General features: G+C 53.8%; 13 protein-coding genes. 9 read left to right on the top strand and 4 right to left on the bottom strand.

Annotated elements, in window-relative coordinates; translation table 11 throughout:
• The first annotated feature begins 52 nt into the window (after nt 1–52).
• A complete protein-coding gene (locus HG66A1_RS03945) occupies nt 53–1516 on the top strand; it encodes a DUF1501 domain-containing protein (RefSeq protein WP_145180956.1) in 1464 nt (487 codons plus the stop codon).
• A 92-nt stretch (nt 1517–1608) separates the two neighbouring features.
• Here the strand turns inward: HG66A1_RS03945 and HG66A1_RS03950 are convergent, their stop codons facing one another.
• Both HG66A1_RS03950 and HG66A1_RS03955 read right to left on the bottom strand, forming a co-directional pair.
• Nucleotides 1609–2805, bottom strand: coding sequence for a RidA family protein (locus HG66A1_RS03950; protein WP_197996973.1), 1197 nt, complete (start codon nt 2803–2805; stop codon nt 1609–1611).
• Nucleotides 2806–2875: 70 nt separating this feature from the next.
• Nucleotides 2876–4912: a prolyl oligopeptidase family serine peptidase gene (locus tag HG66A1_RS03955; protein ID WP_197996974.1), complete on the bottom strand. Its 2037-nt coding sequence runs from the start codon at nt 4910–4912 to the stop codon at nt 2876–2878.
• Nucleotides 4913–5224: 312 nt separating this feature from the next.
• Here HG66A1_RS03955 and HG66A1_RS03960 point away from each other — a divergent pair, with 312 nt between their 5' ends.
• From HG66A1_RS03960 to HG66A1_RS03995, 8 genes are all read left to right on the top strand, one after another.
• Nucleotides 5225–5866, top strand: coding sequence for a hypothetical protein (locus HG66A1_RS03960; protein ID WP_145180958.1), 642 nt, complete (start codon nt 5225–5227; stop codon nt 5864–5866).
• Between the two features lie 67 nt (nt 5867–5933).
• Complete coding sequence (locus HG66A1_RS03965; RefSeq protein WP_232106749.1) at nt 5934–6647, top strand: hypothetical protein; 714 nt, start codon at nt 5934–5936, stop codon at nt 6645–6647.
• A gap of 319 nt (nt 6648–6966) precedes the next feature.
• Nucleotides 6967–9024: a flagellar basal body P-ring protein FlgI gene (locus HG66A1_RS03970; protein ID WP_145180960.1), complete on the top strand. Its 2058-nt coding sequence runs from the start codon at nt 6967–6969 to the stop codon at nt 9022–9024.
• A 98-nt stretch (nt 9025–9122) separates the two neighbouring features.
• A complete protein-coding gene (locus tag HG66A1_RS03975) occupies nt 9123–13067 on the top strand; it encodes an AAA family ATPase (RefSeq protein ID WP_145180961.1) in 3945 nt (1314 codons plus the stop codon).
• Nucleotides 13068–13135: 68 nt separating this feature from the next.
• Nucleotides 13136–13615, top strand: a complete 480-nt coding sequence (gene moaC / locus HG66A1_RS03980; protein ID WP_145180962.1) for a cyclic pyranopterin monophosphate synthase MoaC — start codon at nt 13136–13138, stop codon at nt 13613–13615.
• A 255-nt stretch (nt 13616–13870) separates the two neighbouring features.
• Entirely contained in the window at nt 13871–14863 is a 993-nt protein-coding gene (locus HG66A1_RS03985) for a polyprenyl synthetase family protein (RefSeq protein WP_145180963.1), read from the top strand.
• A gap of 84 nt (nt 14864–14947) precedes the next feature.
• The gene (locus HG66A1_RS03990) at nt 14948–16714 is read left to right on the top strand and encodes an ABC transporter permease (protein WP_145180964.1); all 1767 of its coding nucleotides are present in this window, start codon (nt 14948–14950) and stop codon (nt 16712–16714) included.
• A 20-nt stretch (nt 16715–16734) separates the two neighbouring features.
• Complete coding sequence (locus HG66A1_RS03995) at nt 16735–18033, top strand: CNNM domain-containing protein (RefSeq protein WP_145180965.1); 1299 nt, start codon at nt 16735–16737, stop codon at nt 18031–18033.
• 20 nt (nt 18034–18053) lie between these two features.
• Here the strand turns inward: HG66A1_RS03995 and HG66A1_RS04000 are convergent, their stop codons facing one another.
• Nucleotides 18054–19091 carry a general secretion pathway protein GspE gene (locus HG66A1_RS04000; RefSeq protein ID WP_145180966.1) on the bottom strand — a complete coding sequence of 346 codons (1038 nt, stop codon included), beginning with the start codon at nt 19089–19091 and terminating at the stop codon, nt 18054–18056.
• Nucleotides 19092–19197: 106 nt separating this feature from the next.
• Nucleotides 19198–20781 (bottom strand): Hsp70 family protein, encoded by a 1584-nt coding sequence (locus tag HG66A1_RS04005; protein WP_145036835.1) that lies wholly within the window; start codon nt 20779–20781, stop codon nt 19198–19200.
• Nucleotides 20782–21231 lie beyond the last annotated feature (450 nt).

Below are 21231 nucleotides of genomic sequence, written 5' to 3' on the forward strand. Positions count from 1 at the left end.
CCTTTATGTCTCACATGTTTTAAAACTTCAGATACTCGAATGGTATCGCACTATGCATAAACAAGCCCCCCTGACAGCCCCGCATTCCCGCCGCCACTTTCTGGCCTCCAGTTCCATGGGCATTGGTTCGGTCGCCCTGTCCTGGTTGCTCAATCACGAGCAGGCTCAGGCGAAGAATCCCGTGGCCCGGCCGGAACTGGAAAAGAAAGTCTTTGACCTCAAGGTCAAACCGACGCATCATCCAGCCCGCGCCAAGTCGATGATTTCCATGTTCATGCAGGGCGGTCCCAGTCACCTGGATATGTTCGATCCCAAGCCGATGCTGCAGAAGTATGACGGCAAAAAGTTTCCCGGCGATATCAAATATGACAACGCTGCCCAGGCCAGTTCTAAAGTGCTGGGCAGTCCCTGGAAATTCAAGAAGCACGGCGAATGCGGCATGGAGCTCTCTGAACTGGTGCCCGGTCTAGGAGAGGTCGTCGATGACATCGTGCTGATGCGTTCGATGCACACAGGCGTCAACAACCACGGACAGTCGATCTACGCGATGCACAGTGGTCGCATTCTTCCCGGTCGCCCGACACTGGGTAGCTGGTTGACTTATGGTCTGGGATCAGAATCCGAAAACCTGCCCGCTTATATCGCCATGGTCGATCCCGGCGGCGCACCCGTACTGGGCGTCGATAACTGGACCAACGGCTGGCTGCCCTCGTTGTACCAGGGGACGGTCATTCGTCCGAAAGAACCACGTATTCTGAACCTGAATGCACCGCCGCACCTGAGTGGCAAAGCCCAGGAAAAATATCTCGACTTCCTCGGTCAGTTGAACCAGCGGCATCTGAGCCAGCATCCACGCGAAGACGATCTTTCAGCTCGTATCGCCAGCTATGAACTGGCAGCCAAGATGCAGACCGCAGCCACCGAGGCACTCGACCTGAGCCAGGAAACACTGGCCACTCAGAAGTTATACGGTATCGACGTGCCGGAATCCGCTGAGTTTGGTAAACGCTGCCTGATTGCCCGCCGCCTGATTGAACGGGGGGTCCGCTTCGTGCAGATTATGACGGGGAACCAGCACTGGGATCACCATACCAGCATGCGGACTTCACTGCCGCGAACCTGTAAGCGGGTGGATGTGCCTTCCGCAGGTCTGGTCAAAGACCTCAAACAACGCGGTCTACTGGATGAAACCCTGGTTCACTGGGGTGGTGAAATGGGTCGTCTTCCCGTGATCCAGAACGATGCCGGAGTCGCAAAGCAGGGCCGCGATCATAACACCTATGGCTTCACTCAGTGGATGGCCGGCGGTGGTCTGAAGAGCGGTATGACGTATGGCGAGACCGACGACTTTGGTCACCATGCCATCAAAGACAAAGTCAGCCACAGCGACTATCACGCTACTCTGATGCATCTGTTTGGTCTCGACGCCGAGCAGTTAACCTTCACCCGTAACGGGGCAGAGCAGACGCTGATTGATGGTCAGCCCAGCCGTATCGTGCATGACATCATTGCTTAATGGCAGATGCACTGACGACAACTGAGAATCAATGAAAAACGCCCTGCATTACAGCAGGGCGTTTTTTGTTTGCTCGATCGAAGCGGATTCGCTTACTTGACGGGAACCGCGATCATATCCATCAGCAGGATCCGGTTCGGAATGCCTACACTTTTGACGGTCGCCTTGGAGGCTGCCGGGGGCCGCTTCGGATTGTAGTATTCCTGGCGGATCTTACCGAAGTCGCCACTGATTTCATTGTCGGAAACATAGTAAGTCGCTTTGGCCAGATGCTCCATATCGCTGCCTGCTTCCGTCACAATCGCTCTCAGCTGATCAAAGGCGCTGTGAATCCGCGTACTGTAATTACCCGGCTCTTTAGAAGTGATTCCCGAAACATAGATCCGGTCACTCACTTCGGCAATCGCGACGCGACTGTAGACGGGGGACGCTTTCATCCCGGTCGGCGTCTTGTAGACGATGGTCTCCGCAGGACGGGAGGCTGGTGCCGGTTCAGGCAATGCGACGATCATTTCGATCTCGACCGGCAGGGTGGAAAACCATTCCACCAGAGTGACCGGCGGGCGGCGTTTCTCGGGGAAGAAACTGTCAATCACCTCCGCGGAACTCTCTCCCTGTTTCATCGGGGTGAGAAACGCTTTGAGGTGCACGATGTTTTCGGGAGAGCCACCCAGGAACTTCAGTGTCTGGTGAAGTTCTTCCATGGTCTTTTTCGTGGCTTCTTCCAGTGTGTCCGCTTTGACGGCCTGACCGGAAATGTAGGCGGTCCGTCCTGCGGGTAACAGGGCGACACGGAACCCGGAGACATTGTCGTTGTAGATCTCCGTCTTCGTGATCTTTTTCTCTGAGTCGAGTGCAGCCACCACATCCATGGCAACCAGAGCCTTGGGATCTGGGAGTTTGGTCACCACGAAAGTGCAGGCGGGCTGAACTTTGAATTTCAGTTCTTTGACCAGTCGCTGTTTGACCTCGGAGACCAGTTCTTCCCGGGCCACGTAGACGTTGAGTTTCACAATGCGATACAGGGTGGCATCGACTTTGCCCAGCAGGTAATCCAGATTCTGCAGGACCATCGCAGTCTGATCTCCCGCATTTCCTGCCACGACCTGTCCCCCATTGAAATTGATCGGCAGGATCTGGGACGTATGTGCGAGCACACTGTTTTTGACGACAGCACACTGAGAAGTTCCTGTCTCGGCGGACGGATTCAGATAGGCCACCTCGGCCGTAGCCGATCCGGTCAGAGCCAGCAGTGCAACGGTTGTCAGTAGATTCGTCAGGGATTTCATGAGAGAGTTCACCATTAAAAAGAATCGAACGTAAATACTCCCCGGGCACATTGCCCGGGGAAGTGTTGGGTCATTTCAAACGCCAGAATTCATCGAAGAAGTTGGCATCAACCACTTTTCCGGGATACTGACTGCCAGCCGGAGTGCGTAAATCAATGATTGCCCAGTCGGGCAGCATCGGCACCTGGCGGGCATTATTCAGATAGGCATACTCGCGATAAGTAAACCCGCTGTTGAGAACTACGTATTTCTCCGGATTCAGTGGGTTAGGGAAGATCAACACGGGAGCGTGATGGTCGGCAGCATACTGCTTGTTGCCCACAACGATCATCTCCTGGTTCCACTGAATCGGCAGCTTGTCGATGATTTTCTTCAGGATCTGATTGCTCTGCGGGTCGCCCCAGAGCACCAGGTTGCTCGCGGCGATTTCCTTGTCCGTGATCTGTGAGTCTTGCATCACGCGGGCATCACCGCGGAACTGCTGACGCCAGTGCACGATCGCATGCTTCATTTCAGATTGCACCCACTTCTCAACCGTTGGTGAGGCAGATTTGCCGGACGGAGAGACAAAGATGAACGAATCCATAAAGGCATCGTCGATCGGACCCTGCAGATTGTGCTTTTTGACGAGTTGCCCCTTGGCATATTCAGCAGGGCCGACCTGCCAGCCAGCATCGGCTTTATGAAACGAGACCTGCCAGGAACGGTCTGAGAGAGGGCGAGGGGCTTTCAGTTCAGCACCGTCTACTTTGACTGTGACGGGATGCGTCATGTCCAGTGGTGCTTCGCCGGGAGCCATCTTCAGTGTGAAAGCAGTGGCATTCTGTGTTTTGACCTCCACCCGGTTGCCTCCCGGCAGGCGGGCATCAATACGGCCCTGGGTCCATTCTTCGCCCATCGCATCCAGGGTCACCCAGTCCATCTGATTGTATTTGAGGGTATAGGTGACCAGGTGAATGGTGGAAGGCACCCGCTGTCGCCCTACGCGGGCCAGGGAATCCATTTTCTCTTCGATGATTACCTTGGAGTCGGGATGAATCCGGTGTGCGGTTTCCGGACCGATGATGTGGACCATGTCGATGCCTACTTTGGCGAGTGCTTCCTCCATCACATCGGCTGCCTGCTTTTGTTTATCGATTTCACCACTGTAGGCAACTGTCGGACATTGAAACAGGTTCAAGGCATACCCGGGGCAGTCGTAGAGCTGCCAGAGTTTCTCCTCGTACCAGGTCGGCTTCAGTTCTTCGTTCTGGAAGACATCCAGGAAGAGCGGGGTTTCGGAGAAGCCTGCTCCTGGATTTGCGGCAAACCAGCGGTCAGCATAATGGACGGCAAACTGCCAGCAGGCAGCGCCTCCCATCGAGAATCCACGAACCGCGACGCGATCATCGTCGATGCGGTAATTCTGTTTTGTTGATTCCAGTGCTTCCAGGACATCGACTTCGCCGGCGAATTTAAACGCATTCGAGTAGCGGCCGTAGGGGTGCAGGACAATCGTGTCAGTCGGAGTGTACTGCCCGCGGGAACGCTGTGCCTGGTTAATGAAATTAACTTCACTCAGACGCTCGCCCCGTCCGTGGAACCAGAGGTCACAGCGGTACTGGCTCTTACCCAAGAAAGTGTAGCTCTCGGGAATGACCAGGCCGTAAGGCTGAACCGTCTGATCGATTTTCGAGATATAGCCGCGGACGACCAGGCCGGTCTGTTTTGTCCAGGGGGCTTCCCCTTTCAGCAGCTGGTCGGCTCGCTCCTGTCCCTGTTCGAGCAGCTTCGAGCCCACTCCGATTTCCCGTTCGTGGAAAAATTCCTGGTATTCCAGGGCACAGCGAACGGCCCGATGGTAGATTTCGACATCGGGGATCAGGGAACGAATGCGGGCATCTTTGGTCTTTTTAAGCTGATCGATTGACGACTTGAGTTTCGCCAGCCCCTCTTCCAGTTGAGCACGCTGTTTCTCAGGAACTTCGACACCTAGCGCGGGAATGCGGCGGACCTGGTCGGGCAGATTATCCTTCGGGCCATCCGCGTACAGCAGGCTGGAAGACCAGCAGGCCGCCAGGATGAGTGGGATTGTAATTTTGACAAGATATTTTTGTGGTAATTTCATAGGATGAATCTCGCAGGAACCAGGAATGATGTAACTTCTTAAACAGTGGTCACTAAGCTTGGTATTCATATCATGTCTGAATCCGCCTCGTTTGAAAACTCCTGCAGTCCAGATTATCCCTGATCGGGTAAAGAGGCGAAATCGCTCACAATTGGCATGGACCCTCTAAAAACTGTCTGTTAGAACACCGGCCAGAGCCTGCCCCGGCTGGAAGAATTTAGTTTTCCAGGAAGCTGAGTTCACTCAACAAAATTGAAACGGAGTTCGGAAATGATAAACAGAATGATTGTTGTTCTACTGTGCTTCGGGGGAATGTCTGATCTGTGCTTAGCCGATGGTTTCGTTCCCGGTCGTAAGTATTTTGTGAAAAATACCTATACGCCGCGTCCGGTGAAAACAAAGTCCCTCAAAGAACTGCCTTTTGAAGTGGAAGCCGCGCAACTCAGAGTCCTGATGGGGGAGGACGGTCGGTGTTTCGTCAGTCTCAAAGGCAATGCTCGGCTGCTCTGTGGTCAGACTCGGTATGCTGCAGATCAGATCGAGGTTTCTTATGGAAGTCCGGATGATCTCTGGATCCAGCTGCGAGGGCATGTAGAGATTGAAAATGCACAGGACCAGTTGCGAATGACCGCTCAACGAGCGATTCTGGAGAAAGGACAGCGCTATCTCAGGCTGCAGTCCCGTCAGGGAGAAGAAGTAACACTTTCAACGACCCAGGGGACACAAACTACTCAGATTCGTGCGGGTTACATCGACCTGTTTTATAAAAACCTGGATACCCTGCTGATTCATCCCACAGTTCACGTCACGATGAAAGTGCTGCCAGCAACGCCTGCACAGCGGATCGAGGTTACCGGAGGGCAGTCAAATCCGTTTGATTTCTTCAGTGGGATCGAACTGGCTGCGATCAAATTCTATTCAGAGGAATGGATAGCCACAGCGAGGAAACCATAAATTCTACATTCTGAAGTTCTGTAAAATTGACAAGTTCTTATAAATGAATCTGAAAGGGAGATCAGAAATGTTGATGAGAATTCTGACCCTATTGATGTGTCTGAATTTTGCTCAGATGTTGAGTCTGGCAGATGAGGCGACTCTACTAGGACTTCATGGCAATGAGAAGAGTCCAATGGCTGGTGAAAAAACGCTGGTAGTTGGTTGTTTTCGAATGAAAGCTGAGGATCTGGATTTTCATGTCACTCCAGAAGGACATTACCATATCAAGCTAAAAGGAAAGACGCAGCTGGTCTGTGGCCAGACACGGCTTTCTGCAGACCAGATGAATGCAACCTTTAAATACCGAGATCGAGGAGAGATTGAACTAGCGGGTAACGTTGAAATCGAAAATATTCATGATCAACTGCGGATGTTTGCCAGGGAAGCACGCATATTCTGGAGCAAGCAGCGCCGAACACTGATACTTAACAATCGGGACCACGAACTAGTAAGGTTGATTCGAATGTCTGATAAAAAGACAACATTGGTTGAGGCATCGAAGATACATATTGGTTACCTGAAACCTCATCAATTGCGTATTTTGGCCGTTGAAAATTCCAAAATTGAGGAGCGTCCGTGCCGTTCTACAGACAAGGTGAAATTCGAAGCTACCGAGCGGAGTGGCTTCGATTTTTTTGATAAGATCTCCATCACAGAATTCAGTGCTCATCATGGAAAAAAGACGAGCCGCGGTAGCCAGAAGATATCGAAAACTGAATTCCTGCAACTGCTTAAGTAGGTTTCCGGCGGGTTGCGCACGATTCTGCCTGCGCTCGATGGGGCCAAAAATCCCTCTTGACCTGTTTTTCACAATGCCATAAGCTCCCGATCCACATTAATCTCTCTCTCAAAATCAAATCTCAATTTCTCTTCAGGTTTTCTACTTTGTCGATTCCGGCACTGTCTGATTCCTCAGGTTCATTTCAGTAATTTTACTGATGCAGGGACAGGTTCTCGCGAACGGTCCGTCTGCCTGTTGATCAACGTCCGTCCGGCTTCGGTTAAGGTGGGGAACACACATTCTGAAAAGACTGTATTCTCACAAACGGGGTCGTACTGTGAAGAACTTTGTCAATCCGTTCATCGTGCTGATCACACTGGCGTTTTCATTCGCCGGATGCCAGGAACTCGATTTGAAGCCACAAAGCTGGCTGAAAAATGTCAACATGCGGTCGCAAAGCCCGGATGAGGAGGAGGAAGACTTCTCCGAGCTGGAAAAATTCGAGACAAAGGTCGAAACGCCCTTTGTGGGAGATTACACACAGATTACCGGGAAGAACCTGATCGCCCTGCAGGGGGTCGGCCTGGTGACCGGCCTCAAAGGGACGGGCGGCAATCCACCTCCGTCCGTGCACCGCGAAGCACTGCTGCGTGAGATGCGCCGCCGGAATGTTAAAAACCCGAACATGATTTTACGCGACCCGTCTACCGCGCTGGTTATTGTGAAAGCCTATCTGCCTCCGCTGATTCGCAAAGGGGAGAGCTTCGACGTGGAAGTCTACCTGCCTGGTAACAGCGAAGCGACCAGCCTGGAAGGAGGCTGGTTGATGGAAGCATACCTGGCTGAACAGGCAATGATTCAGGGACGCGGTCTGCTCAAAGGTCATATCCTGGCGAAAGCCAAAGGTCCAATTCTGATTCCGCCAATGGGTGAAGATGTCGAAGTTGCCAACGGCATGCTCCGCCGTGGTCGTATTCTGGCCGGTGGGGTCTCCACCGCGGAAGACCGGGATCTGGCACTGTACCTGCGAAACGATTTCAAGAGTATTCGTAACGCGCAGCGTATCGCCAACAAGATCGGCACACGGTTCCATCATTATGATCAATACGGAATCGAAGAGCCTCTGGCTGAAGCCAAGACAGATAAGAAAGTGGTGCTGAAACTCAAGCCACGCTACAAACACAACGATTCACGTTATCTGCAGGTCGTGCGGTATATCGCCTTCCGGGAAACCGATGTGGCGCAGCGCGTACGCATGCAGAAGCTGAGTGAAGAAATTATGATCCCCGAGAAAGCGGAACGGGCTTCCATTCAACTGGAGGCCATCGGTAAGAAATCGATTCCGATTCTCAAGATGGCTTTGAAGAGTCCGTTGCTCGAAGTCCGCTTCCATGCTGCGGTCGCGCTGGCTTACCTGGGAGAAGGAGCGGGTCTGAAGCATCTGGCTGAAGCCGCCCGCGAGGAACCTGCGTTCCGCGTCTATGCCCTGGCTGCGATGTCGGCAATTGACGAGCCGGAGGCACACCTCTACCTGCGGGATCTGATGTGCATGACCAGTGCCGAAACCCGTTACGGGGCTTTCCGGGCACTCTGGACTCTGGATAAAAATGATCCCTTTATTCGTGGTGAAGACATGAATGGTCAGTTCCTGCTGCACGTTCTGCAGACGGAACTGGAGCAGGGAACCAGTCACGATCCCGATCAGAAAGAGGGCAGCAATGCCCGTAATGGCGGGCCGATGATTCATATCACGCACCGGAAACATCCGGAAGTAGTCCTGTTTGGTTCTGAGCAGGAGTTCCGGGTTCCCATGGCAGTGCGGGCCGGCGAAGTGCTGGTGACCGGGGCTGCCGGCAGTGAGGAAGTGATTGTCAGTAAATACGAAGTCGGCGAACCCGACCAGCGAAAGAAGGTCTCACGGAACATTGCCGTTGTGATTCGCACCGCTGTGGAGATGGGAGCCAGCTATCCCGATATCGCCGCCATGATCCTGCAGGCACACCGCCAGGGGAACATTGACGCACAGGTTGAAATCGACGCACTGCCAGAAGGGGGCCGGATGTACTTCCGACCCGAACCGGAAGATTCACTGATGGCTCTGAAATCGGGCGAGATGAAATCTACGAAGCCGAAACGTCGTAAAGGTTCACGCGTCGGCAACGAAAATATGGTCCCCAATATCTTCCACGATGGAGCTCCTCAGTCGAAACGTTCCAAAAAATCGGAGTATGAAGAGGAAATGCGGGAACGGGCAGAGGCAGAAGGTGATTCAGACAACAAAGGTGAAGCCAGTCTGTCTGATACACGGAAGCCGAAAGCCAGTCCCACGGATGAGGAAGGGAAATTCGTGAAGCGGGGTGCCTTCGATAGCTGGTTACGTTACTTCAAAAAATAATCCGGCAAGGACGGTCAGGCACCTTGATTGTAAGCACCGTGCCTGACTCCCTGCTCATTAAGACGTCTGTTGTTTAATTTCCCGTTTAAGGTTTAGTGATGCTGAAATCATTGGAACTGTTCGGCTTTAAGAGTTTTGCCGATCGGACCATCTTTGAATTTTCGGAAGGCATTACTTGCGTTGTCGGGCCCAACGGAAGTGGTAAGAGTAACGTTGTCGATGGAATCAAGTGGGTTTTGGGTGACCAGAGCCCCAAGAGTCTCCGAGGCAAGGATATGACCGATGTGATCTTCAACGGATCCAAAGGTCGTAAAGCAAACGCCTATGCTGAAGCAACGTTGACGTTCAAGAATACCGAACGGTTTCTGGATATCGACGCCGAAGAGGTTCATATCGGACGCCGTCTCTGGAAGAACGGCGATTCGGAATATCTGCTCAACCGGAATCCGGTACGTCTGAAAGACATTCGCGACCTGTTCATGGGGACTGGGGCCGCTACCTCGGCCTACAGCATTATTGAGCAGGGACGCGTCGATCAGATTCTGCAGGCCAATGCGGCTACCCGGCGCGTCGTCTTTGAAGAGGCAGCGGGTATCAGTCGGTATAAAGCCCGCAAGGTCGACGCCGAACGGAAACTGGAACGGGTCGGACAGAATATTCTCCGCCTGACGGACATCGTCGACGAGGTGGAAGCCCAGCTCAACTCAACGCGGAGCCAGGCCTCTAAGGCGGCGAAATATCGTGAGGCATCAACCGAGCTGCGCAAACTCTGGATGGGGATGGCCGCCGATGACTGGCGACATCTGACCGCCCAACTCTCAACCTTGCATAACCAGATCGGTCAGTACCAGAAGCGGATCGATGAACTGAATGCGGGTTACCAGGAATACGAAGATAAGCTGGGCGCCATCGACGCAGAAGTATCCGAATTCGAGGATCAACTCCGCACCGTGGAAAAGCAGCTGTCCACTCACCGCGAAGGGATCGCCGGAAACCAGACTGCCATCGAACATCAGCTTGAGCGGAAAACGGAATTCGAAACCGAAATCACCCGGCTGCGTAAGCAGCGGATTCTGATGGCCAGGCGTACGACCGAAATCCAGCGGGATCTGGAAGCGGTCAAACAGGAGAAAGAAAATTCCGAAGCCGGCTTTGAACTGCAGCGGGCAAAACTGCAGGAAGCCCAGGAACGCATTACCGTGGTCACTACGGAACTGGATGCGATCAGCGAAGAAATTCAGCAGAAGCGGCAGCAGATGCACGAGTTCAACAAGCAGTCGCTGGCTTTGGATAATCGTCTGTTTTCCATGCAGACTCAGCAGGAAACCGTAAGTAACTCGATGACCAAGGCGAATGAAAAACGCCTGCAGCTGGAAGCACGCGTCGAAGAGGCCGAGGCGGTGGTCGAAGAGTGTACTGCGCGCTTCCGCACCGCCGGGGACAAAGTCGCCGAGTTCGCACAGGCACTCTCTGCCGTCGATGAAAAACAGCAGGATCTGCTCAGTCAGCAGGATCAGCGTACACAACAGCTGTCCGAATTGCGGGAACGTCGCTCTGCGTATCAGGCTCGCAAAAGCGTACTGGAAGATCTGGAACGTCGGCAGGAAGGCTTGAGCATCGGCGTGAAAGACATTCTGAACCGCGCCCAGACCTCAAATTATCCCCCCTGGAATACCATCCTGGGGAGCGTGGCGGATCTGCTGGATGTTGATCTGGAACAGGCGGCTCTTCTCGAAGTCGCTTTGGGCAGTCGGTCACAGCTGCTGGTAATCAGTGAGTTTGATCCCCTCTATCAGTTTTTAAAAGAGGGCAAGTATTCCATTTCCGGCCGCGTCGGTTTTATTACGCATCCCTCTGCGAATGCTGCCGAACCGAATGCGGCGAGTGGGTTCACACTGTCGGCAGATTCCCTGGTTCCAGAGAGCTTTGGCGTACCGACAGCAGAGTCGGGAAAAACGACGAATTCTCCGGAAGGGGTGCTGGATCTGAGCAGCGAGCGGGGAGTGATTTATCGTGCCGATCAGCTGGTGAAAGATACTCCTCAGAACCGTCAGCTTGCGGAACTGTTATTGACCGATACCTGGATCGTGGATTCCCTGGAGACGGCTGTTCGCCTCTCCCGCGAGGAAGGGAAGCAGTGTCGGTTCGTTACTCTGCAGGGTGAACTGGTCGAGGAAAACCTGTCGATTTTCGTTGGGGCAATCGGTGGAGAATCAGCGATTTTCACTCGCCGTAGTGAACTGCGAAAACTCAAGAATGATCTGATTCGCATCGACCGCACACTGAATGATAACGAAGTCGCGTTGGAGAAGCTTGACGAACTGTTGTCGACGGTGGACGGGGAACGCAGTGCCTGCCAGGAGCAGATGCAGGAAGCGTCCGAAGCACTGGCCACGGAAAAAGCAGCCAAGGTTTCTGCAGAACAGAAGCAGGAACAGTTGAACGAAGAACTGGCAACGGTTCTCAGTGACCTGCACGATCTGGAAGCACATTCCGCGAAACTGACTGCGGAATCAGAAGCGGTGCTGGGCGAGAAGCAGGAGCTGGAAGCGGAACTGGATCGCCTGAACGCACTGATTCAGGAAGGTGAACAGCAGCTGCTCGATAAGCAATGCGAAGTCCAGGAACTGAAAGAACAGCAGAATGCACGCAAGCTGGAGCTGGCGACGCATGAGGAACGTCTGGCCGGTCTGGAACAGCGTTTCAGTCGCCTCAACAGCGAATCGGAACAACGACACCAGCAGCAGGAAGAATCGAATCGGCGGTATGAATCTTCTCTGGAGAAGAATTCCCAGATCAATCTACACATTTTGAATACGCGTGCCTTGCTGGATGAACAGCTGCTGGTTCAGGAAAACTTCCTGGAGCAGGCACGCAACCTGACTCTGTTGCGGGATGAGAAACGCCAGTACAAGAAACAGTTGAGTTCCGAAGAGGCAGCGATTCGCAAGGAACGTCGTGAGCTGAGCGATAAGAAGCACGAAGAGGAATTCAAGACGCGCGACATCGAGCATGAAATCAAGACGCTGGCCGAGCGAATTGAGGAAGAGTACCAGCTCACTTTGGAAGAAATCGTCTCCTCGGGTGAATCGATTCTCAAACAGCACCTGGAAGAGATCGCGGAAGCGGAACGGGAACAGGCTGCTGAGGAAGAAGCCGAAGTCGCTCAGGTAGAGGAAACAGATCCGGAAGCAGAAAACGAGATCGAGCAGGATGCGCTCAGTGCAGACTTCGAATCAGCGACCCCGGAAGAACCGGTCGAAATCGAGCTGGTCAATGAAGATGATGCGTTGACCGAACCGGGTTTCAATGCGGAGCTGTACCTCGAAATTCGTCCCGAGATTGAAGCCCAGGTGAACCGACTGCGGCGGAAAATCAAGATGATGGGCAGCATCAACTCGGACAGTCTGAAAGACCTGGACGAACTGGAGTGCCGCTTTGAGTATATGAAGTCACAGCTGGATGACCTCAACGAGGCCAAGTCGTCACTGGAAGAAATCATCCGCCGGATCAATGTCGAAAGCAAGCGACTGTTCTTTGATACGTTCGAAGTGGTGCGGGGGCATTTCCAGGAAATCTTTCGTAAACTGTTCGGCGGTGGTGAAGCCGATATCATTCTGGAAGATCCGGATGATGTGCTCGAATGTGGAATCGAAATCGTCGCTCGGCCTCCCGGAAAAGAATTGCGCGGTCTGACGCTGCTCAGTGGTGGTGAAAAGACTCTGACCGCGGTGGCGCTGCTGATGTCGATCTTCCGCAGCCGGCCCAGCCCGTTCTGTATTCTGGACGAGGTTGATGCCGCGCTGGATGAAGCAAACGTGGAACGTTACGCCGGCCTGATCGATGACTTCAAGGAAACGACCCAGTTCATTATGATCACGCATAATAAACGATCGATGACTGTTGGTAACGTATTGTATGGCGTTACAATGGAACAGTCCGGGGTTTCCAAGCGGATGTCCGTCCGGTTTGATGACATCAGCGAAGATGGTCACTTCAAACAGTCCAGCTCCGGCACAGACGGGGCCTCCGAAGCCGCTTAAACTGTGGCTGCGTATCCGGTTCCAGTTGAGGGGACCGACCCCTTTTCTTTGACACAGCCGAGGTAGCGATGTCTGAACTGACCCATTTTGATGACGAGGGTGCCAGCCGCATGGTTGATGTGGGGGGCAAGGATGTGACCGCGCGGGTCGCGGTGGCAGAGTCCTTCGTCACAATGGAGCCAGCCACACAAAGACTGATACTGGATCGTCAGGTCTCTAAGGGAGACGTGCTTGAGATTGCCCGGATCGCCGGGATCATGGCGACGAAAAAGACGGCAGACCTGATTCCCCTGTGTCATCCGTTGAGTATCAGCAGCGTGCGCCTGGATTATGAAGTTCAGAACGAGACTACCATCCGGATCATCGCCACCGTCAAGATTGATGGGAAAACAGGTGTGGAAATGGAAGCCCTGACAGCCGTCAGCATTACAGCACTCACCATTTACGATATGTGTAAAGCCGTTGACCGGGGAATGAGTCTGGGACCGACTCGTCTGGTGGAAAAATCGGGTGGCAAAAGCGGACATTTTATCCGCGAAGATGCCTGAGCGTCGCGCGGTGAGAGGCAGTTTCATTCACGCTGAGCTGGTCTCGCCCCACTGACTTACCCCAGCAGACGGGAAAGTCTGATTTCATCCCCGAAATCCAACAGAGGCCCCTGTTTGCATTCCTATCTGCCGGTAGAATGCTTACAATGGTCGCGGAATATGATCCGCGGAAGCGATTCATATGTTCCGTATTTGATGAATAACTGACCGCCAGACGAAAACTGGAAATCGATTCGATATTGTGGTGAGGCTGTAATGGGGGAGCATCTTACGACACATGACCTGCTGGCACGTGTCGAAGAGTTAATTGGCGGTGAACTGGCACAGGCAGAGCAGGTCTTTTTGAGCGAAGTCAGCTCGAAGCACCCTTACGTGCACGACGTTTTGCAGCATATCACCCGTTTTCAGGGAAAACGGCTCCGTCCGATTCTGCTGCTGCTCTCTGCTGCCGCGACGGGTGGTATTAAAGAGAGCCACTATGTGCTGGCCTCCGTGGTCGAGATGATTCATCTGGCGACGCTGGTGCACGACGATGTTCTGGACGACGCCCTGATCCGCAGACATGTCGCAACCGTCAATTCCCGCTGGAATAACGAAACCAGCGTACTGGTCGGCGATTTCCTCTTTACCCATGCGTTCCATCTGAGTGCCAGCTTGGGCGATGCCCGCGCCTGTCGACTGATTGGTCGGGCGACCAATCTGGTCTGCGAAGGCGAACTGGCCCAGATCTACGAACGGGGTAACGTGGCCTTGTCGGAAGAACAGTATCTGCAGATCATCAACGGGAAAACCGCGGAACTCTGTGCCATCAGTACTGAGCTCGGAGCCCTGTATGCGGGAGCCGATGAGACCGTGGTGACTGCCCTGGAAGATTATGGTCGCGCCTTGGGAGTCGCCTTCCAGATTACCGATGACCTGCTGGATCTGCTCGGAGACGAAGAGCAGATGGGCAAATCACTGGGTTCAGACCTGCAGAAAGAGAAGCTGACACTCCCCCTGATCCGCCTGCTGGACCAGAGCAGTCCTGCCGACCAGGCGACGATTCAGGAGATCCTTTCACAACCCGACCCGCAGACCAAAGCGCGGCTGGCACAGTTCATCAAGAACAGCGATGCCATCGAATATGCCGCTAACCGGGCACGGGATTTCGCCCGCCAGGCGCGGGAATCGCTCAAGGTATGTGCCGCTTCACCCACACGACAGATTCTTGAGGAACTGACCGAATTTGCCATCCAGAGATCGATCTAATATCATAAAAACCTAACCGGTCGAGGGGAGAAGGGCGTCTCTGACTGACTGCAGTCATATATCGGATAAAAAGGCCAGAGAGCATTGTTCAACAATCCTATTTTCATTCGGGAAGCGCTGACGTCACCCCGACAGATCCGGCATTACCTGATTCGTTCCGGCTATGTGGCTGCGGTATTCATCCTGATTTTCACCGCCGGCCAGACGATCCTGGGAACGCAGCAGATTCAGACCACCACCATTGGTGAATTTGCCCGGCTGGGAAATCTGATCTTTCAGATGATCTCGTTTCTGCAGTTGCTGCTGGTGATGTTTTTTACACTCCTGTTTTCTGCGGGAAGCATTGCGCAGGAAAAAGACCGCGGCACCCTGATTCTGCTGCTGATGACCGAACTCAAGGACCGGGAGCTGGTCAGTGGGAAAACCCAGTCCAGTCTGCTGATTGTGTACGTCTTGCTGGCGGCGTCGGTCCCCGTGTGTATCTTCCTGCATCTGCTGGGAGGCGTCGAACTGGCGCAGATTCTCTGGATGGAACTGATCTGCCTGATCACCGTGTATGCCACGGGAAGCTGGGCCGCCCTGGTGGCGTTCTGGCGGGAGAAAACATTCCAGACGCTGGCGATCAGTGTACTGGGAATGGTGGTCTTTCTGGGAATTGTAGAACTGCTGGTCGGTCTGATCGGACCTGCATCAGCAATTCGCCCCTGGATTGCCGGCCTGAATCCTTTCCGGGCCCTGTATGAAATTCTGAATCCGCTCTCGCTGAATACTGGTCTTTCTCCGATCTCCGTGAGTGCCTGGCCTTCACTGATCAGCCTGGCTGTACTGGGCATCGCGTTGCGGGTGTTTACTGTTTTCCGGCTGCGTGTCTGGAATCCGTCCCGCTCGGTTTACAAAGCGACCCCCAAAGCAGAGAAAGAAGGGGAAGCGCAGGCCGAACAGCAACCAGTCATCGTTAAGGAAAAGTCACGTGCCATCTGGTCGAACCCGGTCATCTGGCGTGAGATCATGACGAAGGCCTACGGTCGCAAAGTGTTTGTGATCAAGCTGGCTTACTTTCTGCTGGCCGGTTTCCTGCTCTGGTCGGCGACCAGTTCCGAAGCGGCCGCGGAAGGAATGCTGTACCTTGGAGTGATTCCGCCTCAGGGGCTCGCGTTTGCCGGGATTGCCTGGTTGAGCCTGGTATTGGCGAATACGCAGGCGGTGACGTCGATCACCTCAGAAAAAGACAGTAAAACACTTGAACTGCTGCTGGTGACCGATATTTCGGCGAAGGAATTCGTGCTCGGTAAGCTGGGTGGTATTTTCTATAACAGTAAAGAACTGATCGTGGTGCCTGTGCTGATTCTGTGCTACCTCGTGGCTCAGGGTGCATTTTCGGTCGAAGGTTTCCTGTGTGCCCTGATCGGCTTCCTGGCGTTGATGATCTTCTCGATCGTGCTCGGCCTGCACATGGGATTGACCTATGACAACAGCCGTTCGGCTATCGGCGGCAGTCTGGGAACGATGTTCTTCCTGTTTATCGGGATCGGGATTTTCATGATCCTGCTGGTGCAGGCCCGCTCATCATTTGCCCTGCAGTTGCAGAGCTTCCTGGTGTTTATCGTCGTGGGAAGTGCCGCCCTGCATTCGGCTCTGACACATCGGAACCCGTCGCGGGCTCTGGCGATTTCCGCCTGGCTGCTTCCTTTCCTGACCTTTTATGCTATTACTTCGTTTTTACTGGGAGGCACACTGGGTGTGCTGGTGACAATTCTGTTTGCCTACGGTCTGCCCGTGCTTTCCATGTATATTCCCGCAGTATCTGAGTTCGATGTTGCCCTGGGAAAAACTACTTACGATAAAGGATAGAGCGGCCGTCCCGTTTCACGATGATCGCATTAATTGATACGATTGCAATCTGGTTTCCCGGAGCCTTGGCTCTGCTGGCTCTGATCTGTGCTTCCGGATTCTTTTCCGGTAGTGAGACTGCCATCTTCTATCTCTCCCGTGCTGAGCTTCGCCAGTTCAGCAAGGGAAAGTCCAGCGAACAGATTGTTGCTGCTCTGGCCGCCGATGCGGATCGCCTGTTGACGGCGGTTCTGTTCTGGAACCTGCTGATTAACCTGTCCTACTTTGCGGTCTCCGGTGTGATAGCCAAGGAATTAGCAGACGAGGGACAGCCTGCTGCAGCTGGATTTTTCACGGTGGGCAGCCTGCTGGCGATCATTCTGTTTGGAGAAGTGCTTCCCAAAAGTCTCTCGATTGTATTCCGCAAGAAAATTGCGATCATGGTCAGCTGGCCGCTGGCATTTTCGATACGCGTGCTGGATCCGGTGATCCCAATGTTACAGAATATCAGTCGTCTGATGCGGCGGACTTTCTGGCCGCATATTCAGAAAGAGTCATACCTGCATTCCGAGGACCTGGAACGTGCTGTCGATGCCTCGGGGGCGAGTGAGGAAGTGATTCGCCACGAGCGGCAGATCCTGCATAACATCCTGGACCTTTCGGAAATCCTCGTTGAAGAAGCGATGCGTCCCCGGGGGACCTATCTCACGTTCAAAATGCCTCTGCAACTGGAAGACCTGACCCGGATTACCCCCAATACCGATTACATCATCCTCCGCAAACAGGGGGTGGATTCAGAAGAGATCGATCGCATTATTTCCTTGTCCGAGTTGTCTTCGTTTTCTACTTCTTCGCTGAATAAAAAATCGAAGCGTGTCATTCATGTGCCCTGGTGTTCGAACCTGGCAGACGTCTACACCCGGTTTCAGGCAGAAGAGTGTAACTTTGCCTCGGTCGTTGACGAATACGGAGAGACGATCGGCATTGTCGCTTTTGATGATATCATCGATACCATTTTGTCTCCGGAACCGAGTCGGGCCAGGCGCATTTTACGCCGCGACCCGGTGCGTGAGGTCGAGTCGGGTGTGTACCATGTCGAGGGGATCACGACCCTGCGTTACCTCTGTCGCAAGCTGCAGCAGGAATATGAAATTGCCGATGACGGTCTGCTGACCGTAGCTGGCATGTTCCACGAAAAACTGGAACGCATTCCTGAAGTGGGCGATGTCTGCGACTGGCAAGGATATCAGCTGGAAGTAATCGAAGTCCGCAAGCTGGGGCACCTGGTGGCGGAACTCAAGCCTCAACCACCTGGTGATTCTGAAGAGGAAGAAGACTGACAGGCCCGGGGGGCCTGTGATTATTTCTTCCACATTCCCGACATCCAGTAGAACGCGATCGCTGGCACGGAGAGGGTGGAGAGCACCCAGGGCCAGGGCCAGGTCTGCGAGAAGACATAGTTTTTAAGTACAAACTGGTCGATCAGAATGGCGGCAATGAAAGCCCAGCCACTGAAGATGATCGAGAGCTGTTTCCTCTCCTTCAACTGCTCAGGTGCGAGTTGACTTCCACCCTTCGCGGGCTTCTTCTTTTCGGGCTTTTTGGCCGGCTTGGCAGCTTTGGCTGACTTTTTGGAAGTGGTCTCTTCGACTGCGACTTCTTCTTCCGCTTCGCTCTCTTCGGCGGCTGCGTAGTACTTTTTGATCCCCTCGTTGATCGAGCGGGGCATCGCGAGTACCCAGCGAGAGGGAACCTGGTATCGCATTCGCAGGTCATCTTCGAGTTCGTGAGTGGGCTGGTCGGCACAGGCAACCAGCAGCATATCATCGTCGATGAACAGCGGCAGAATGGTATTCCTTTTGGCGACGTGTTGGGGGAGTTCGAGGAGGATTTCGTTATCCGGCTGGGTTTCCTCCAGGTCGATGTACGGCATCCCCTGGGAGCGGGCCATGGCCTGTGTGGCGGTGGCCGCGTTAACCAGTCGCATCTGGACGGCGGCGTCCCGCATGGTCAGTCCGCGCTGATCAGCAAAACCTTTGAGCTCGGCTGCCTGCTCTTTCGTGATGTGTCCCTGTTCGACCAGAACCTGTTCGACGGACTGTGGACCGGTGAGTTCATCTTCATCAAACTCGCGTCCCAGGCTTTCGTCGTACTCGCGTTTCCGTTCCGGGTCAGTCAGGCAGAGCATGGCCTTGGCCAGCTCGTTGAGCAGTTCCTGAGATTCGTTGGAGTATTTTCCGGCGGCGTATTTTCGAACGTGATTATTCAGCTTCTTGTAGTGCGCTCGAATCTTCTCTTCATCATCTTCGAATTTGACCAGACGCAGTAAGTCGTAGTGGTGTGGAGGACGTTCTCCTTCCGGGATTCCCAGCCATTCCTTGTAGACGTCAATTGCCACCTGAGAGAACTCCTTGCTCTGTGTTGTGAAATCACGAATTGAAAAACATCAGCGAAACTTATTAGAAAGGGGGCGGCGGGTCGAAGATGACCCGCCGCACTGATTTTTACTCGACCACGTAGTCTCTGGCCAGAACTTCGAAGCGGTCAATGCCTTCGGAATCCAGACCGGAATCGCGGACAATTTCCGTTGCCGATTCGTTGTTCCCGGTCAGTTCGCGGGCAGACGCATGAATTCGGCCGTTGGCATCATAGCGGTAGGTGACTTCTACCGGAGAACCTTTCGGAAGGTTGGGAGGCAGATTCAGGATGCGGAAGTCACCGATGGTGGTGCAGGCATCCGGATCACTGGCTTCCCCTTCCAGAATAATCACGTGAATCCGCTGCTGGTTGTCTGAAGTCGTGACGAACTTCTGGCTGACACTGGCAGGGATTTCGGTATTGCGTTTGATCATGATGTGATTGATCTTCCGAGTCCGGTCGTTGGGATCGGTGATCTTCACACCCAGCGAGTGCGAGTTCACATCTGCCGTGCTGACGTTTCGCAGACGCTTGTTAACTGCCTGGGCCATGCGGCTTTCACCGCCGGTAGCGCGGGCTTCCAGAATGGCTGCATGGATCGCGGCTCCCTGGGCAACGGCTTCTTCCGGGTTCATGCTGCGGGATGGCTCGCGACCACAGACGGTCTTGAGCATCTCTTCGACCACGGGCATCAGGGTTGAACCACCCACCAGCACGACGTCGTCCAGTTCCCCTTTTTCGACTCCTGCCTGCTGCATAACCAGCTCGGTGGTGTCACGGGTACGTTGCAGGAGGTCGGCGGTCATGCGTTCGAAATCGCCTCGGGTCAACGCGACTGTCAGTGTGTTTCCTTTGTGATAAATGGATACCGGGGCCTGGGCTTTCTGACTCAGTTCCCGCTTGGCGTCTTCACACTCCTGCACGCAGGTCCGCATGGTGACGGGATCTTCGCGCGGGTCGCTGCCGAACTTTTTCTTGAACTGTTCCGCGACGTGGTCCACGATTCGCTGACTCCAGTCCAGACCACCAAGCATCACGTCCCCGTCAGTTGCCAGTACGCGGAACTGTGTAGGTGAATAGCGGACGATTGTGACGTCGAATGTACCACCCCCGAGGTCGTAAACCAGAATGGTGCGTTCGCCGTCAGGCATGGCATCGGGATTACCCAGCTCGTTCCGTTTCCAGGCATAGGCCAGGGTGGCCGCCGTTGGTTCGTTGATGATGTCAATCACGTTCAGCCCGGCAATCCGACCGGCGTCCTGAGTGGCTTTACGACGAACGTCATTGAAGTAATAGGGCACGGTGATGACAGCATTGGTGATCGCACCGATGTCTTTTTCCGCGTCCTGTTTCATTTTCTTCAGGATCAACGCTGACAGGAATTCCGCGGTCAGCTTCTTTTCCTGGTAGACGACGTAAAAGTGATCGTCGCCCATATGGCGTTTGACTGCTTCGATGATGCGGGAGGGATCGTCTTCGATCGCCGTCCGTTCGAACGAGGGGCCGACGACGACGCGTCCCTCTTCTCCCAGCAGAACTACCGAAGGTGTAATCGAGCGGCCATCCGTGTTTTTCAGGGAAATGGGATTCCCGTCTTTGTCGAGTTGGGCGATGGCGGAATATGTGGTTCCGAGGTCGATGCCAACAGTCTGGCCTTCAACAAACTTCATAATGCTACCTTAATTTGGATTATCAAGCGGGTTCATCATGGATCAGGACATTGGAGCGGAATCGCAGGAATCAGGTTGCGAAACAGGAAGACTCGCTCCCGATTTCATCTGATTCTGAAATCAAGATTGGTGTATCCGGTTAATCTGTATAACGTTTAACTCACCTATTCTGCCACCGCGGTGATGGGGAATCAAGGACTTGATCGATGTGAAACTAAAATCTGGCAAAGTCTTAACGAAATGGATTTGATCGTTATGGGCAAAAATTCAGTGCCATGGTGAGGGGCGTTTCCTGACTGATTCCTACATTCGCGCTGATCGGGATAACTGGAGTCGCAATCTCGATTGATGAAAAGTCTCGATTTCGATTTCTGAACGTGACTTCCAGAGCGTTTCCTGCGCGCGTCCGCAGAATCGGAGAGGGCGTGAGGGTTGGCTCTGGGAGAAGTT

The organism is Gimesia chilikensis (assembly GCF_007744075.1).
Classification (GTDB): Bacteria; Planctomycetota; Planctomycetia; order Planctomycetales; family Planctomycetaceae; genus Gimesia; species Gimesia chilikensis_A.

Excerpts from the sequence above, each read along its gene's own strand:
- HG66A1_RS03945 (WP_145180956.1), top strand. The coding sequence starts at position 53 with ATGCATAAACAAGCCCCCCTGACAGCCCCGCATTCCCGCCGCCACTTT.
- HG66A1_RS03950 (WP_197996973.1), bottom strand. The coding sequence starts at position 2,805 with ATGAAATCCCTGACGAATCTACTGACAACCGTTGCACTGCTGGCTCTG.
- HG66A1_RS03955 (WP_197996974.1), bottom strand. The coding sequence starts at position 4,912 with ATGAAATTACCACAAAAATATCTTGTCAAAATTACAATCCCACTCATC.
- HG66A1_RS03960 (WP_145180958.1), top strand. The coding sequence starts at position 5,225 with ATGTCTGATCTGTGCTTAGCCGATGGTTTCGTTCCCGGTCGTAAGTAT.
- HG66A1_RS03965 (WP_232106749.1), top strand. The coding sequence starts at position 5,934 with ATGTTGATGAGAATTCTGACCCTATTGATGTGTCTGAATTTTGCTCAG.
- HG66A1_RS03975 (WP_145180961.1), top strand. The coding sequence starts at position 9,123 with ATGCTGAAATCATTGGAACTGTTCGGCTTTAAGAGTTTTGCCGATCGG.
- moaC (WP_145180962.1), top strand. The coding sequence starts at position 13,136 with ATGTCTGAACTGACCCATTTTGATGACGAGGGTGCCAGCCGCATGGTT.
- HG66A1_RS03985 (WP_145180963.1), top strand. The coding sequence starts at position 13,871 with ATGGGGGAGCATCTTACGACACATGACCTGCTGGCACGTGTCGAAGAG.
- HG66A1_RS03995 (WP_145180965.1), top strand. The coding sequence starts at position 16,735 with ATGATCGCATTAATTGATACGATTGCAATCTGGTTTCCCGGAGCCTTG.
- HG66A1_RS04005 (WP_145036835.1), bottom strand. The coding sequence starts at position 20,781 with ATGAAGTTTGTTGAAGGCCAGACTGTTGGCATCGACCTCGGAACCACA.